The organism is Aminobacter aminovorans (assembly GCF_900445235.1).
GTDB lineage: Bacteria > Pseudomonadota > Alphaproteobacteria > Rhizobiales > Rhizobiaceae > Aminobacter > Aminobacter aminovorans.
Map to the genome: position 1 here is coordinate 4,735,520 of NZ_UFSM01000001.1, position 14,310 is coordinate 4,749,829.

General features: G+C 62.2%; 14 protein-coding genes and 1 tRNA gene. 11 read left to right on the forward strand and 4 right to left on the reverse strand.

Features of this window, described 5'->3' with window-relative positions; all coding sequences use genetic code 11:
* The 8 genes from DY201_RS23330 (at position 1) to DY201_RS23365 (ending at position 3,524) form a co-directional block, all read left to right on the forward strand.
* Positions 1-486, forward strand: a complete 486-nt coding sequence (locus tag DY201_RS23330) for a UPF0262 family protein (RefSeq protein ID WP_115733283.1) — start codon at positions 1-3, stop codon at positions 484-486.
* A complete protein-coding gene (locus DY201_RS23335; protein ID WP_165915802.1) occupies positions 483-947 on the forward strand; it encodes an arsenate-mycothiol transferase ArsC in 465 nt (154 codons plus the stop codon). The genes DY201_RS23330 and DY201_RS23335 overlap by 4 nt, the downstream gene beginning before the upstream one ends.
* 87 nt (positions 948-1,034) lie before the next feature.
* Positions 1,035-1,253, forward strand: coding sequence for a translation initiation factor IF-1 (gene infA, locus DY201_RS23340; protein ID WP_006200926.1), 219 nt, complete (start codon positions 1,035-1,037; stop codon positions 1,251-1,253).
* A gap of 49 nt (positions 1,254-1,302) precedes the next feature.
* Positions 1,303-1,932, forward strand: a complete 630-nt coding sequence (locus DY201_RS23345) for a Maf-like protein (RefSeq protein ID WP_115733284.1) — start codon at positions 1,303-1,305, stop codon at positions 1,930-1,932.
* Positions 1,929-2,138: a DNA gyrase inhibitor YacG gene (yacG, locus tag DY201_RS23350; protein ID WP_115733285.1), complete on the forward strand. Its 210-nt coding sequence runs from the start codon at positions 1,929-1,931 to the stop codon at positions 2,136-2,138. Before DY201_RS23345 ends, yacG begins: the two co-directional genes overlap by 4 nt.
* A gap of 170 nt (positions 2,139-2,308) precedes the next feature.
* Positions 2,309-2,384: transfer RNA gene (locus DY201_RS23355), tRNA-Phe, on the forward strand.
* A gap of 201 nt (positions 2,385-2,585) precedes the next feature.
* Positions 2,586-3,053 (forward strand): GGDEF domain-containing protein, encoded by a 468-nt coding sequence (locus DY201_RS23360; RefSeq protein WP_165915803.1) that lies wholly within the window; start codon positions 2,586-2,588, stop codon positions 3,051-3,053.
* 174 nt (positions 3,054-3,227) lie between these two features.
* On the forward strand, positions 3,228-3,524 hold the full coding sequence (locus tag DY201_RS23365) for an EAL domain-containing protein (protein WP_165915804.1): 297 nt from the start codon (positions 3,228-3,230) through the stop codon (positions 3,522-3,524).
* Positions 3,525-3,781: 257 nt separating this feature from the next.
* Here the strand turns inward: DY201_RS23365 and DY201_RS23370 are convergent, their stop codons facing one another.
* Both DY201_RS23370 and DY201_RS23375 read right to left on the reverse strand, forming a co-directional pair.
* A complete protein-coding gene (locus tag DY201_RS23370; protein WP_245432078.1) occupies positions 3,782-4,525 on the reverse strand; it encodes a bestrophin-like domain in 744 nt (247 codons plus the stop codon).
* 122 nt (positions 4,526-4,647) lie between these two features.
* Entirely contained in the window at positions 4,648-7,014 is a 2,367-nt protein-coding gene (locus tag DY201_RS23375; protein WP_115733288.1) for a trimethylamine N-oxide demethylase, read from the reverse strand.
* 303 nt (positions 7,015-7,317) lie between these two features.
* Here DY201_RS23375 and DY201_RS23380 point away from each other — a divergent pair, with 303 nt between their 5' ends.
* Complete coding sequence (locus DY201_RS23380) at positions 7,318-8,043, forward strand: FadR/GntR family transcriptional regulator (protein ID WP_115733289.1); 726 nt, start codon at positions 7,318-7,320, stop codon at positions 8,041-8,043.
* Here DY201_RS23380 and DY201_RS23385 read toward each other — a convergent pair.
* A complete protein-coding gene (locus DY201_RS23385) occupies positions 8,026-9,354 on the reverse strand; it encodes an ABC transporter substrate-binding protein (protein WP_425358744.1) in 1,329 nt (442 codons plus the stop codon). The two genes, DY201_RS23380 and DY201_RS23385, sit on opposite strands and share 18 nt — an antisense overlap.
* Before the next feature lie 146 nt (positions 9,355-9,500).
* On the opposite strand from DY201_RS23385, the gene DY201_RS23390 reads away from it, so the two are divergent.
* Complete coding sequence (locus tag DY201_RS23390) at positions 9,501-10,862, forward strand: NAD(P)-binding domain-containing protein (protein WP_115733290.1); 1,362 nt, start codon at positions 9,501-9,503, stop codon at positions 10,860-10,862.
* A 432-nt stretch (positions 10,863-11,294) separates the two neighbouring features.
* On the opposite strand, the gene DY201_RS23395 is transcribed toward DY201_RS23390, so the two are convergent.
* Entirely contained in the window at positions 11,295-11,996 is a 702-nt protein-coding gene (locus DY201_RS23395) for a response regulator transcription factor (RefSeq protein ID WP_115733291.1), read from the reverse strand.
* 440 nt (positions 11,997-12,436) lie between these two features.
* Here DY201_RS23395 and DY201_RS23400 point away from each other — a divergent pair, with 440 nt between their 5' ends.
* Positions 12,437-14,146 carry a trimethylamine N-oxide permease gene (locus DY201_RS23400; protein ID WP_115733292.1) on the forward strand — a complete coding sequence of 570 codons (1,710 nt, stop codon included), beginning with the start codon at positions 12,437-12,439 and terminating at the stop codon, positions 14,144-14,146.
* Positions 14,147-14,310 lie beyond the last annotated feature (164 nt).

Genomic DNA, 14,310 nt, shown 5'->3' on the forward strand with positions numbered 1-14,310 from the left:
ATGTCCGACAAAGGCCACGCACGCTCCCGCCTGGTCGACGTCGAACTCGACGAATCGATCGGCCGTTCGACGCCCGACGTGGAGCACGAACGCGCGGTGGCGATCTTCGACCTGATCGAGGAAAACAGCTTTCACCCGATCAACGACGATGGCCATGGTCCCTACCGGCTCAAGCTGTCACTCGTCGACGCGCGGCTCGTCTTCGCCATCTCGCGTGAACATGGAGAACCGGTCGTCACCCACATCCTGTCGCTGACGCCGTTCCGCAGGATCGTGAAGGACTACTTCATGATCTGCGAAAGCTACTACGAGGCCATCCGCTCATCGACCCCGAGCCAGATCGAGGCGATCGACATGGGCAGGCGCGGCCTGCACAATGAAGGCTCGCAAACCCTGCTCGACCGTCTCTCCGGCAAGATCGAGATCGACTTCGACACTGCGCGCCGCCTGTTCACGCTGATCTGCGTATTGCACTGGCGCGGATGAGGATGGCGGCAAACGGCAGCTCTCCACGCTCTGTCCTGTTCATGTGCCGGATGAATTCGGTCCGCTCGCCAATGGCCGAGGCGATCGCCCGCCACCACCTGCCGGCATCGGTATTCGTGACGTCGGCCGGCGTGCGCGCAGGCGACCGCGACCCGTTCGTCGATGCCGTGCTGGCCGAGGAAGGCATGGGGCTTAACGAGCACCAGCCGCGCACCGTCGATGACCTCGAGGATGACTATTTCGACCTGATCGTCACGCTTGCACCCGAAGCGCACCACGCCGCATTGGAATTCACCCGCTCGATGGCGGTCGACGTCGAATACTGGCCGACGCCCGATCCGACAGCCGTCACAGGCACGCGCGACCAGATCATGCACGCCTACCGTGACGTCCGCGAACGGCTGAAGCACAGAATGGCCAAACGATTTGCCGCCGAGGCACAAGGAAACGACGCCGATTAAGCGTGTTCACAAAGCGTGGAATATCATATAGGTTCCGCGAAAATTCCGGCCAGGTCGCCGGAAAGTCATCCAAACCAAAGGTACCGAATGCCGAAGGAAGAAGTCCTCGAGTTCCCGGGCGTTGTTACGGAATTGTTGCCGAATGCGATGTTCCGGGTCAAGCTCGAAAACGAACACGAAATCATCGCCCATACCGCCGGCCGCATGCGCAAGAACCGCATCCGCGTCCTCACCGGCGACAAGGTCCTCGTCGAAATGACGCCTTACGACCTGACCAAGGGCCGTATCACCTACCGCTTCAAGTAAGCCGCCTGCTGCAAGCACGCCGGCCGGTCTCAGCCTACAGGATCAACGATTGAGCGATCTGCAAAAGCTTGTGCTTGCCTCGGGTTCGCCCCGCCGTGTCGAGCTGTTGCAGCAGGCCGGCATCGAGCCTGACCGACTGTTCCCGGCGGATGTCGACGAACGCCCGATGCGGGCCGAACATCCGCGCTCGCTGGCCAAGCGCCTGTCGGTGACCAAGGCGCAGAGGGCGCACGACGTGCTTTCCAAGGAAGCGGAACCTGCTTCCGGCTTCATTCTTGCCGCCGACACTGTCGTTGCCGTCGGCCGGCGCATCCTGCCCAAGGCCGAGACCTCCGACGAGGCGCTGCATTGCCTGCAGCTGCTTTCGGGCCGCTCGCACCGCGTCTATACCGGCCTCGCGCTGGTGACGCCTGCGGGCAAGCTGCGCCAGCGGCTGGTCGAGACGCGCGTGCGCTTCAAGCGCCTGTCGAAGCAGGACATGGACAACTACCTCGCCTCGGGCGAATGGCGCGGCAAGGCCGGCGGCTATGGCATCCAGGGCCTCGCCGGCACCTTCGTGGTCAAGCTCGTCGGCTCCTACACCAATGTGGTCGGCCTGCCGCTCTACGAGACGACGTCGCTGCTTTTGGGTGAAGGCTACCAAGTCCAGCTCAACTGGCAGGCCGGCGCGCGCGTATGACCGACAAGCCAGCTGCCGTCGTCACGCCACTGCGTGCCAAGATCTCCTGCCCCGAATGCCGCAAGCCCTCGGCGCGCGAGACCTATCCGTTCTGCTCGCCGCGCTGCAAGGCGGTCGATCTCAACCGCTGGCTTTCGGGCAGCTACGCCATTCCGGTCCGCGACGACGAAGACGAGGATTCGGACGGAAACAGCGAAGCCGGCTGATAACGTCGTGCGGCATTTGCAGCTTACGCAACGGCCTGTGATTTCTTCCAGAAAAACATCTCGCGGGCGCTGGACAGCGGCAAATCTCGTGTTATAACCCACCCGCTTTCAGGGTGCAGCGCACCACTCAAGGCATCCGGATCAAGGCTCTCGCCCGATCCTGGAACTAGGCCCAGATAGCTCAGTTGGTAGAGCAGCGGATTGAAAATCCGCGTGTCCGTGGTTCGAATCCGCGTCTGGGCACCACTTACCCCTTCCCTTGATACAGATGGCTCGCAACTCCCAAGCGCGTGCTGCTCAATGCTGGCCATAAGAACTCGACGAGACCTTGCCGCAAAAGCTCGGCGAGATGCGACAGTCACGCCATCCGCGTTGACCTTCGTCAGCCATGCGGCATGCCTGCATCGGCAAGCAGATTCACCATTCAACGGCAATTTAGTGCGCCGGGTGGCGTCCTGCACCAGCGTATTGCTCAAGGCGCGCGACCAGATGAATTTCGCCGCCAACCACGACGCCCTGACCGGCCTTTTCAACCGAGCCTTCCTCAACGACTACATGGAAACGGCGATGGCCACCGCCAAGCGCAAGGGCGAAATGATGGCCGTCATCCATCTCGACCTCGACCACTTCAAGACGATCAACGACACGATGGGGCATGCGGCGGGCGACGCCGTGCTGATCGAAACGGCGATGCGGCTGGTCACCAACGTCCGCGATTCCGACGTCTGCGTCCGCCTCGGTGGCGACGAGTTCACCGTCATCCTCAATGATGTCGGCTCCGAAGCCGACGCCATCGACGTAGCTGAGCGCATCGTCACCGGGTTCAAGCAGCCGCTGGAATTTGCCGTGCTGAAACCGAGCGCCAGCGCCGGCATAGCGTTGTTCCGCGACGGCACGGCACGGTCGCTGACCTGATCGTCAACGCCGACTTTTGGCGCTTTACCTTGCCAAGGCCGAAGGCCGGGGCGGATACCAGCTTTTCGCAACGACGCTGCGCGACAAGTTCGAGGAGAAGGCCAATCTCGAGCGCGAGCTGCGCGACGCCGTCACGAGCGAGGCTTTCGCCGTGTACTACCCGCCCGGGTGTCGTTGCAGGGCGGAAAGGTCATCGGCATCGAGGCGCTGGCACAAGGCGACAAGAACCTGGCCAATACCAAGATCGTCAAAGCGATCATCGCGTTGGCGCGCCGCCTTGGCATCATCGCCGAAGGTGCCGAGACCGACGTCGAGCTGTCATGGCTGAACGACCTCGGCTGCCCCGCGGTGCGGGGCTATGGCATCGCCTTTCCGATGCCGGGCAGCCAGGCCGAGGCTTGGCTCGCGACCCACAGCGCCGGGCCGCAGCGGCGACGTCGCGTAACCGTGGCCGCAGGCCAGAGCCGTTGATCCAGATCAAGGCGCTGCCCCGGCAAGAGGGATCATATCAGGGCATGTCCAGATTGGAGAAATGACATGCCGACCGAAACCATCATTGTCGTTGCCGCCGTGCTTTCCGCCTTCGGCTTCTTTGCCGTGGCCCTTGCTTATGCCAGCCTGACGTCGGAGCCGGTGCGCGGTAAGCGCTGACGGCCCGAGGCGGGCGGCGTGATCGTTTCCGCGCAATTCCGGACGGAAAACCGCTGCACAGTGTTCCTGGAATGGCGCTAGAGCCGAACCTCGCCCAAAGTCACCTGTGCCACGCCGACATAGGGGTTGGCGTGCAGGGCCAGGATCCACAGGCTGACGCCTGCGGTGACGGCAAAGATCAGGATCGCCTTCCTGCCCGCATGCGGCCTGTCGGCGTGGACCGCGCCGACGACGATCGCCGACAGCATCGTCAGGAACAGCACCAGATACCATTTGAGCTGGTTGACCGAGCTCGTACCGATGGCGAGACGCGAATTGCGAGCATCCTGCAATTCGTCGAAATCCTGCACCATCTGGCCGATGACCGGGTCGGGATGCCCCGCCTTCGCCAGATCGATCAGAGCAAGGCGGATACTCTGCAGCGCCTGCTCGACCGATTGTTCGGGCGACCGGTTTGCGTTGCGCCATTCCATCGACACGACAGCATCATTGTAGGCGACGAGGCCTGCCATGAGTTCGGCGGAGGCGAGAGCCTCGGGCTTTGCCATGCCGGCAAGCCGCATCATCGAGGATCGCTCCTCGCTCGCGACCTGGCTGGCGCGGGAATTGACCGACCAGACGTCGGCTGCGGTGAAACCCAGCGACAGGGCCCATGCCGTGGCAATGGTGCCGACGAAGGCAGCGACCGGCATCGTCAGCGGGTTGTCAGCCGCCTGCCGGGCGAAAAACGCCAGGAACCCGGCGCCAAGGAAAAAGGCTGCGCCCCCGACAATGATGAAGGGCAGCGTCATGACCAGCGGCGACCAAGCAAATATGTCCACGATGCCCCCTCCCCAGCGCCATCCGTGAACCTGAATAAGCCAAATCAGCCGCCTCTACCAACAGAAAGCCCCGCTGTTGCGGGGCTTTTGCATTGTCGGGGTGATGTTGTTGTGCCGGTTGCCTATGACCTCGGGCGTTCCTTCTTGGGGTCGTAGTGGGCGAAAGGCACGATCCTGGCCGGCAGGCGCTTTTGCTGGCCGTCGAGCTTGCCGACCTCGACCTCGGTGCCGACATTGGCATGGTGTGCCTCGACGCGGGCGAGTGCGATGTTCTTGCCGAGGATGGGCGAGCGCATCGACGAGGTGACGATGCCGATCTGGGCGCGGCCGATATGGACGCAGTCGCCATGGCCGACAGTGACATTGCTATCGATGTCGAGGCCGACAAGCTGGTGGATCGGATTGTCCTTGCGCCGGATCAGCGCCTCGCGGCCGATGAAGTCGTCGGTCTTGGTCTTGAGCGGCACGGTGAAGCCGATGCCGGCCTCGAACGGGTCGGTCTGGTCGGAGAACTCGTAATTGGCAAAGATCAGGCCGGCCTCGATGCGGACCATGTCGAGGGCAGCAAAACCCATCGGCTTCAGCCCATGCGGCTGGCCGGCTGCCCACACCGCATCGAAGACGGTCTCGGCATCGCGCGGATGACACCAGACCTCGTAGCCGAGCTCGCCGGTGTAGCCGGTGCGCGACACCACGATCGGCACGCCGGTCGCATCGCCGATGCGGCCGATGGTGAAGCGGAACCATTCGAGTTCGCTGAGTGCCGGCTGGTGCGGCGGCGTCCAGACGATCTCCTTCAGGATGTCGCGGCTGTTCGGGCCCTGGACGGCGATGTTGTGCATCTGGTCGGTCGAGGAGCGGACAAGCACCTTGAGGCCGAGCTTCTCCGCCTGCTCGCGCAGCCAGACACCGGAATAGTCGTCACCGCAGATCCAGCGGAAATTGTCCTTGCCGAGCCTGAGCAGCGTGCCGTCGTCGACCATGCCGCCATGCTCGTAGCACATGGCGGTATAGACGACCTGGCCGATGCCGAGCTTCTTGACGTCGCGGGTCAGCGTGTACTGCATCAGCGCTTCGGCATCGGGGCCCGTCACCTCGAACTTGCGCAGGGCGGAGAGGTCCATCACCACCGCCTTCTGGCGGCAGGCCCAGTATTCCTCGATGGCGCCCTCTTTGGCGAATTCCTGCGGCAGCCAGAAGCCCTTGTATTCGATGAAGTTGCGGGTGTGCTTGGCAAAGCTTGCGTGGAAGCCGGTCTCGCGGGTCATCTTGGGTTCTGCCTCCGGGGTCGTGCGTCGGGCGATCGCGCGCTGGAACTTGTTGTTGCCGGAGTAGGTCCGGACGTGGATGTCGGTGAGGTTCCAGCCATTGGCCGGCGTGGTGTCGTCGGGACAGGCAGAGGAGACGCAGACGATGTCGGTCAGCGCTCTCAGCAGCACATAGTCGCCCGGCCGCGACCAGGGCTCGTCGGAGAACATCACGCCATGCGCATCGATGCCGGTGTTGAAGAAGAAGTTGACCGCCATCCAGCCGGCGCGGGCATTCACCCCATGCGGTACAAGCGCACCGTTGAAGTTCTCCGAGCAGTTGATGTGGCCGGGATAACCGATGTCGTCGTAATATTTGGCGTAGCAGGCGAGCGCAAAGGCGTCATGGCGGCCGCAGGTGTCCTGCACCACCTCGACGAGCGGTTCGAAATCCTGGTCGAAATATTTGGCATGCAGGCCTGGCATCGGATAGGCATGGCCCATCAGCGAACGGGTGGCGGTGACGTCAAGCGCGAGGTCGCGGCCCTTGTCGAGCTTGCGGGCGGAGAAGCACTGGAAGTCGGTGCACTGGCGGCCATCGACGTCGATGATCTGGATGTAGTCACCGGCCTTGACGAAGTAGCTCTCCGCCGTCTTCGACTTGACCCGGAGATCGAGCACCGGATCGGCGAGCGGATCGGGCAGGTCGAAACCGCCAGGAGCCGTGCGCAGCTTGGCCCGCTTGACCATCACCACAAGAGGCGTCGAGGTGTCCTGGCTGTCGACCGCCATCGGCGCACCGGGTGCGGCAACGACCAGCGAGCCGGCGCGGGCAGCGACAAAACTCTCCTCGGTACCGGCCGGCGTCGACCCGTCGAAGAAGCGCACCGCTTCGACCCGGCCAAGCTCGAGCTTGCGGCGGGCGAGGCCCAAACGGAACTTCTGCAAACTGTCATCGCCATCGACGAGCAGCGCCTTCAGCCCCGACGCATCGCTGTTCGAGCGTGTGCCGAGAATACCCGGATCGGCACGGCCGGCAGCATCGAAGGCCACCAGCTCGCACGCCTGTCCGCCTTCGAGATTGCGCACCGTCACATGATCGCCGGCCTCGATGTCGATCAACACCGCACCCGAGCCCGGCACGTGGTAGCGCTCCATGCCGGGCACCAACAGACCAGGCTGCAGGATCAGGCTCGGACGCGGCGGGCCGGCCACAACTTCCGGGTAGACTGAAATCGTCATCGCCACCTCGCCTAAAACTTGCCTGTGTGTAAACTTATTTGAGCCAGAAGAATACCCAATTTTGCCGCTGCCGCAAGACTTCGTTTCGTCGCGCTGCCGGAAAATGCGATGAAGGGACCGTCCGGCACGCAGCCTGCCGGCGACGCAAGCGACGATCTGTCTGCTGCCGGTCGTGCAATTGTCCCGGCCCGTTCGACCGTGTACTGGACCAGATTCGATAAATATTTCAAACTTGGACTGCACTGCGCTAGGATTCGTCCGGTGCCGTGGCCATGAGGCGGAACTGACATGCAAGGTCGCGCAATGAAGGTTGAAACCGGTCAACTCACATCGCAAATCATCGCCTCCTATTCGGTAGGGGCGACGGTGCAGACCGTGCTCGACCGGCTGTTTGCCAAGATTCAGTCAGAGGAATATCCGCTCGACACGCGCCTTCCCTCGGAACGCGCGCTGGCCTCGGAGATGGGGGTTGCCCGCAACACGGTGCGCGAGGCGCTGGATGTGCTGGAAGACCGCAAGGTCATCAAACGGCGGCCCGGCAGCGGCAGTTTCGTCACCTATCGCTCGGAAGAAGTGCCTGAAAGGGCCGAGAGCTCGGTCGCACTGGAAACCAGCCCACTGGACCACCTTGTCGTGCGCGGCATCCTCGAGCCCGAAATGGTCCGCCTCGCGGTCATCAACATGACCCCGCGCGAAGTCTGGGACCTCGAACAGCTGATGTCGCAGATCGAAAACGTGCACACCGATGTCGCCGCCTTCGTCAAATGCGAAGAGGAAATCTACCGCAAGATCGCCGAAGGAACACACAACCCCCTGCTGGCGTCCTGCTACAATCTGGCGATCGAGGCCTGCCGGGTCAGCTTCCGAACCACGCAGCTTCGCCGGCATTTGTCGCCTAAGCGGATCCTCGAATACCAGCAGCGCTACAACGCATTGTTCAACGCCATTGCCTCCCGCGACGTCGAGCGGGCCGTCGAATTCATCAAGCTGCATCTGGTCGAGGAGCAGAAGCTACTTCTGCAGGACTGATTCCGGCGTCCTTGCCTGCAGGGCGGTGCCGTTGCCGCTGGCCCGCAGGCGCTGATCCCAAAGCTGACCCAGATCCGACATCTCCTGCTTGAGCAGGCCGCCATGGCGTTTCAGCCAGCGCGGAATCGAGCCGAAGGCGGCGATCTTCGCCTTGCCGCCCTTCAGCGTCACCACCGGCCAATCGCCGACAAGCGCGTTGTCGATCCCGAACATGCTCTCGCCCCACCAATGCGCCGGGCCGAAGGCGTGGGTGACGTGGCCAAGCTGCTTCATGGCCGCCAGCACGGAGGCGGGATTGACGCTGTTCGATTTTTCCACCGCCGCATGCCAGATGTCGAGGATGGCGACATATTCCCAGCTCACCGCGGTCCAGGTGCCGGGGAAGCGACTGTTGTACTCGTCGAAAAAGCCCTTCGGCTGGTTGAAGAAGAAGGTCTTGTCGTTCAGCTTCTCGTCGTCGAAATCCGGAAACTGGAAGACGAAGCCCTCCATGAACTCGACGGACGTTCGTGCGACAAGTTGGTCGTAATAGTCCAGCGTGCAGGATATGATCTGGCCCTTGAAGCCCTGCGCATAAGCGTACTCGGTCATCGCATGGACCATCGGCGTGTAGCTGGTGCACCAGCACAGGACATCGGCACCCGAATCCAGCATCGGCTGGACGATTGCGGCCGCATCCGTCGTGTCGGGATCGTACTGGATCTCCCTGACGATCCGCAGCTTGGCCGCCTTGAAGGCGGCGCGATAGGTCGCCAGCGACGGCAGGCCAAGCGCATCGGTCTGGCTGCAGATCGCCACCGTCCGCAGTTCGGGCCTTGCCTGCGCCAGCCACTCCACCCCCGTGACATTGAAGATCGGGTGCAGTTCGCTGGGCGCGATCAGATATGGCGTATCAGGCGACAGGTCGCTCGGCAGCAAGGTCGACGTCAGCACCTTGCGCTGGCGCAGATAATCCCTGATCTCAGCCATCGTATCGCCGCCCAGCATCATCAGAAGCTTGACGTCATGGCGCTCGATCAGATGGCGTGCCCCCTCCAGCGCCCGCCCGGCATCGTAGCCGCAATCGAACTCGACGATCCTGATCGGATAGCGACGGCCGTTGATCAAGAGACCGCCGGTCCGGTTGAGCCAATCCTCCCAGATCCGGCAGCCATGCAGTCCGGGCAGCCCCCAAGACTCCACTTGACCGCTGAGCGGCCCGAGGAATCCAATGTTTACAGCGTCCGGCATGCCGACGGAGAGCCGGGGCAGGACGCTGGAAACCGCGAGTCGATGGGCAAAGCTGGAGTTCGGCATATCCGTGAATACCATCAAAAACGGAGCGATTCATCCTAACAGGGCGAAATTTTCCTTCCTCACAGGAAACACGTCGTTGACAAATTGGTATAATGGCAGGCAACATAACTGAACCAGAGGAACCAATAACGAAATTTGGTCTATACCAAAAGGAGGAAACCATGACAGCCAAGCGTGTCGCCGTAATCGGTGCCGGACCTTCGGGTCTGGCGCAGTTGAGGGCATTCCAGTCGGCCGCGGCGAAGGGCGCGGACATCCCGGAAATTGTCTGCTTCGAAAAGCAGGCCAACTGGGGCGGTCTCTGGAACTACACCTGGCGCACCGGCCTCGACCAGTATGGCGAGCCGGTACATGGTTCGATGTACCGCTATCTCTGGTCCAACGGCCCCAAGGAGGGCCTGGAGTTTGCCGACTATTCCTTCGAGGAGCATTTCGGCAAGCAGATCGCTTCCTACCCGCCGCGCGCGGTGCTGTTCGACTACATCGAAGGCCGCGTGAAAAAGGCCGGCGTCCGCAAGTGGATCCGCTTCGAGACCGCGGTCCGCATGGTCACCTGGAACGAAGAGACCAAGAAGTTCACCGTCACCGTCCAGGACCTGCCCAAGGATCACTGCTACTCCGAGGAATTCGACAATGTCATCGTCGCCTCGGGCCACTTCTCGACCCCGAACGTGCCTGAATTCCCGGGCTTCGACCGCTTCAACGGCCGCATCCTGCACGCCCACGATTTCCGCGACGCCCGCGAATTCGCAGGCAAGGACATCCTGATCGTCGGCACCAGCTATTCCGCCGAGGACATCGGCTCGCAGTGCTGGAAGTACGGCGCCAAGTCGATCACCAACTGCTACCGCACGGCGCCGATGGGCTTCAAATGGCCTGACAACTGGGAAGAGCGTCCACTGCTGGAAAAGGTCGAGATCAACACCGCGACCTTCAAGGATGGCTCGACCAAGAAAATCGACGCGATCATCCTGTGCACCGGCTACAAGCACCACTTCCCGTTCCTGCCCGACGACCTGCGTCTCAGGACCGCCAACCGGCTCGCGACCGCCGACCTCTACAAGGGCGTGGCTTACGTCCACAATCCCGCGATGTTCTATCTCGGCATGCAGGACCAGTGGTTCACCTTCAACATGTTTGACGCCCAGGCCTGGTGGACGCGCGACGTCATCCTCGACCGCATCAAGCTGCCCGACAGCAAGCAGGCGATGCTCGCCGACGTTCAGGATCGGGTTACCCGCGAGGATGCCGGCCAGGACTCGCATGACGCGATCGAGTACCAGGGCGAATACGTCAAGGAACTGATCGCCGAGACCGACTATCCGAGCTTCGACGTGGACGGCGCCAACGAAGCCTTCTTCGAATGGAAGGAACACAAGAAGAAGGGCATCATGGAGTTCCGCAACCACTCCTACAAATCGGTCATCACCGGCACCATGGCACCCGCCCATCATACGCCGTGGAAGGATGCCCTCGACGACTCGCTGGAATCCTACCTGCGCACCGCCGAAGCGGCTGAGTAAGAATGCGGTCCTAGCGGACCGTCCGGCTTTCCTGACATGAAACGCCGCCCCAGCCGGGGCGGCATCCCTTTTGCATGCCTTGACCACTGCCCGCGCGACGAAAAGGGGTTGCGCGGGAGCATACCGGGCTGCCTGTTTCGCGCCTCAAAGTGAGAGCTGTTGCGGGTAGGTCGCCGGCACCGATCCCCTCGCCTTCTCCCATGCATCTTCGACAAGTCGTGCTCGGCCTGCCGCCCGCTTTCAGGGCGGCGAGGGAGCCCATTTCGGCGACCTGGGCCCCCAAGCGACGGGCGTTTTCACGCCCTCCCAAGTGGGAAGAGACAGCTCTGAAATTTTTCGGAGAGGCGTAGCCGGGCGCCAAGGCGGCGCGTCCGGGGATGACGCGAACGCAGATGAGCTGGCCCTTAGGCGCAACTCATCCGGAGCCGACGTTTACTGCGAACTCAGATGCGGCCCGCGGTTCTTCTCGCTGGCGTAGAGCGCCACCGCCATCGCCCGGTTGCGAACGTCGAGCTTGTCGTAGAGATTCTTGAGATGGTACTTGACCGTATTCTCCGAGATCCCGGTGCGCGCGGCGATCTGCAGGTTGGTCCAGCCATCGGCCAGCACCGACAGCAGCTCGCGCTCGCGCGCAGTCAGCCGTGACAGCGGCGTGTCGTTGATCTTGGACACATCCATGTAGGGGATGCAGATCCGGCCGTGGGCGACGGCGACGAGCGTATCGAACAGGATCGCCGGATCGTCGAACTGATAGCAGAAGCCTTGCACACCAAGGCGCACGCACTGCTTGAGGATCGAGATGTCGTGGTCGTTGGAGAAGATCACCACGCGGGCATGAAGGCCGCGCCGCTGCATCTCGGCCAGCACCTCGCCGGAATCCATATCCTGCAGTCGCCAGCCCAGCACCGCGATGTCGAACTGGGATTCTGCCGCCGAGGCCGCCTCGATAAAAGCCTTGCCGGTCTGTACGCTTTCGGCCAGTTCGAAGCGGCTGTCGCGCGAAAGCATGTCGCCAAGGGCTGCGATGACGAGCGGATTGCGCTCGGCGATCAGAACCCTGAACCTGTTTTCCTTCGCCACCGGCACCACCTCTATCCCGATGCCCTGGCGCTGACCCTTCCACTCGGCGTTCATGTTCCTCCCGCCTATGTTCGTGCACGCACCTCTTGCCGACGTCTCCTGCGCTGGATCGCTCCTCCCCGGTCGTGCCCGGGGATCGACCCTTACATCTCAATTCATATCATGAATGATTTTTTCATTCCAGTGGATGCGGCATTTTTGCTGCCGAACTGAGCGAAAAGCCGGCAAACGGCAGAAAGGCTTGCCTTCCCACCCATTCGGGTAGGTCGCCGCTGTCCAGAGAGACATCTTCGTGTGCCCAATTTTCCAACCGAGGGTACCAGTGGTGAAGATTGGTCCAATGCTGCGACAAAATAGCTTGACGGCGCTTCGAATTCGGACAAACTTCACTTTGAGGAAAAAAAGAAGCCTAAGCGGAAACTGCCGCCGTACCATGAAAACCGGAAAAGCCGGGCCTGGACGACGAGCATTCTAATCAATGGGGAATTGAACCAATGAGCGCTGTTACGGATATCAGTCCGGCGGATTCCGCCGGTCAGCTTCACAGGACAATCGATTGGCGAGGCGCCTTCTGGGTCGCCAGCGGTGTGCCGCCTCTTGTTCTGTTCTCGATCGGCGGCATTGCCGGCACGGCCGGCAACATCGCTTTTGCGATCTGGATCTGCTCCATGCTGATGGGGTTCATTCAGTCCTTCACCTACGCAGAGATCGCCGGCCTGTTCCCGAACAAGTCGGGCGGCGCCTCCGTCTATGGCGCGACCGCATGGCTGCGCTATTCCAAGTTCGTCGCGCCACTGTCGGTGTGGTGCAACTGGTTCGCCTGGTCGCCGGTGCTGTCGCTCGGCTGTTCGATTGCCGCCGCCTACATCCTCAACGCGCTGGCACCGATCCCCGGCTTCACCGAAGCCTCGCCCGAGGTGCTGCAGTATATGGCGGCAAATGTCGGCACCACTGCCGCAGACGCCGTTGCAGCCGTTACCGCCGCTGCAACCCCCAGCATCCGCACCTGGACGCTCTACAGCCACTCGCTCGGCCCGGTCGGCTTCTCGCTGAACGCCACCTTCTGGATCGGCGCCGTGCTGATGCTGCTGACCTTCGCCATCCAGCATCGCGGCATTCTCGGCACCGCCGCCGTGCAGAAGGTCGTTGGTCTGCTGGTCATCGTGCCGTTGCTGATCGTCGGGGTGGTGCCGATCCTCACCGGCCAGATCAACTGGGACAACTATTCGCCCTTCGTGCCGCTGGCTGCCGCCTATGCGCCTGAACCCGGTGCATGGAACGTTGCCGGCTGGACGCTGGTTCTCGGCGGCATGTTCATCGCCGCATGGTCGACCTATGGCTTCGAAACGGCCGTCTGCTACACCCGCGAATTCAAGAACCCCGCCACCGACACCTTCAAGGCCATCTTCTATTCCGGCCTGCTCTGCATGCTGCTGTTCATGATCGTGCCCTTTACCTTCCAGGGTGTTCTGGGCCTCAACGGCATGCTGGCGACGCCTATCGTCGACGGCTCCGGTGTTGCCGACGCGCTTGCCGGCATGGTCGGTGGTGGCGGTCTGGTGAAGAACCTGCTGGTCATGCTGATGATCCTCGCTTTGCTGCTCGCCATCATGACGGCCATGGCCGGATCGTCGCGCACGCTCTATCAGGGTTCGGTCGACGGCTGGCTGCCGCGCTACCTCAGCCACGTCAACGAGCACGGCGCGCCTACCCGCGCCATGTGGACCGATCTCATCGCCAACCTCTTTGTCCTGGCCATCGCCTCGACGGATGCGACGAGCTTCTTCTTCATCCTCGCCGTGTCAAACTGTGGCTACATCATCTTCAACTTCCTCAACCTGAACTCCGGTTGGATCCACCGCATGGACAACGGCCACATCAAGCGGCCGTGGAGCGCGCCGACCTGGCTGATCACGGTCGGTGCCCTGTTTGCCTACGTCAACGCCATCTTCATGGGCGCCGGCGCCAAGGTGTGGAACCCGATGGCTCTATGGGCGGGCCTGTTCACCGCGGCCCTGATCATCCCGGTGTTCTGCTATCGCCACTATGTCCAGGACGGCGGCAAGTTCCCCGAGCACATGCTCGAGGATCTCGGCATGCAGCAGAGCGACCTGCGCGTGAAAAAGGCGGGCATCCTGCCCTACCTGACGCTGGTCGCCGGTCTCGCCGTGGTGCTTCTTGCCAACTGGTTCTTCGTGCTCTGACACGACGATTGCCAAGAATGGTCGAGGCCGGCGCGAGCCGGCCTTTTCCTTTGTCCTCACCGGCCCTCGCGCTTAATTGGAAGAAAAACGCACTGGGCCAATATTTCTTTCCATGAAAGATTCTTGCATTAAGGTTGACTTTCACCCCCGTCTGCTGCTACAGA